Annotated in this window: 2 protein-coding genes; both read right to left on the bottom strand. The window is 43.7% G+C overall.

What is annotated here, in order from left to right; genetic code table 11:
• Positions 1-459: hypothetical protein (locus tag CWE08_RS12015; protein ID WP_133306941.1), on the bottom strand; the 459-nt coding region annotated here is incomplete at its 3' end.
• A 339-nt stretch (positions 460-798) separates the two neighbouring features.
• Positions 799-1,692, bottom strand: an 894-nt coding sequence (locus CWE08_RS12185) for a hypothetical protein (RefSeq protein WP_157981261.1), incomplete at its 5' end; no start/stop codon positions are given.

Below are 1,692 nucleotides of genomic sequence, written 5' to 3'. Positions count from 1 at the left end.
TATATACAAATATTGCCGAATTTCATCCACCTTGGGACCATCTAGTTGACTCCAATGTATTTCTATACGGTTAAAATCATTAGAAACAAAATATTTGATTCTATGAGTTTGAAACGCAGCTTCAAATTGTTCTTTCTGCTCTTGGTCTCTCAAAATCAAACTTTCAATATAATTAGGATCTAAAGTGTCACCAAACCTCACCGTTCTGGTAATAGACAATACCTCTGCCATATTTTCAGCGTTATATACTGCGACCTCTCGACCTCCCGAATACCTTATTTCCAATGGAATCCCGCGATCACGCATCTGTTCTATCACTTGATTGTTTTCCCCTCCAACGGTAACAGACGCTCTTACCCCAGGAGTGAGCTCGTCACCGCTACAACCACTTACAGTAAGTGTTAACACCCATAAGAGCGTCAATTGTTTTAGCAAGAGAAAATATTTTTTTACCAACATAATTCTCCCCAAAGTGAACATGTGCGTCGTTCAAATTTATGGATGATGCGTCTATTAGTTCGTCTAAGTACAGGGTGCCAACCTGCCGCCCCCAATGACACCTGTTCACCATAAACACGAGCCGGAGTTAAAGCATCAACTGTTTGTAAAACGTCGAAGGAACTTCGGAAATGTGTTATCGATCCAGCAGCAGGACCAAGCCCACCAACAGTATTAGAGTGAACACCTGCCGCGTTGAAAATAGTGGCTCCACCCCCTGTCACTATGGCTTAAGCAGCAGATAACCCACCACCCAAAAACCATGGTCTAATGTAATAGCCGCGGTTAATCTCACTTTGCTCACATCAAGCACACCATATTAGTGGGCGCGCGAACGTGGCGGGTCATACATTCACCACTTTCTATCGTGCCTTCTAACTGAATTAGCCCTTCCTGCTCAATAGTGAAACGTGTCTCGTCTAGCCAAATAGCATTCACGTCATCATTTGCCACGGCATGGGCCTTTGATAGATAAAGCGTAGCTCGATTTCTATAATCGAGTGTGGCGTAGCCCGAAATACTCACCTGCTCGCCGACAAACAACTGCGGCATACTCAGCAAGGCAACAAAGCTGTCATCGAGTGTATGCGCTGGTTCCGGCGGCGTATCTAGCTTCTCTCGTTCGTGAATAATACGCGCATGCTCCAAATAAAAAGCATCTAGGTTTACAGAATGCTCATCGCGGTCAGCGTATGCGCGAAGCCTCGCCTCTATCCGAAACACACCATTTAAAGGTATATCTTCATCGTTAAACGAAACAATCCGAATACCAGAGGCTAGCGCTTTTGGAGCACTTTCCCTTTCGCCAACAAAATAAGCTTTAAAACCGCCTTTTTCTTCAACAAGTTCCACAGTTAAATTTATTCGTTGGTCTAAATACCGTTCGGGCTCGGAAACAACCCATAACAAAGAGGCATCATACGCATCAACAAATATTCTTCTACAATACTCACGATTACTCTCACTCAGTGGTACTTCACCCTTCAGAATACGTAGGAGCTCTTCTTTATAGCGTTCAAAACCAGAAGACTTTTGATATTCTAATGCGTACACATAGCTATCAAGATCTCGGAATGCTAACCAAAACCGGCACTCCACTGGATTTTCTGCAGGAGCTTCAAATTGGTTGTCGTAAATGCGCCCCCATTCATCCTTTAACTGCTGAAACTCTTCTATTACGGTTTGAGTTGCATC

Origin of the sequence: Aliidiomarina iranensis, from assembly GCF_003987135.1 — a bacterium.
In the GTDB taxonomy this organism is placed as follows: Bacteria; Pseudomonadota; Gammaproteobacteria; order Enterobacterales; family Alteromonadaceae; genus Aliidiomarina; species Aliidiomarina iranensis.
The sequence above is the reverse complement of the archived record's forward strand: the minus strand, read 5'-3'. Positions and strand labels throughout refer to the sequence as shown.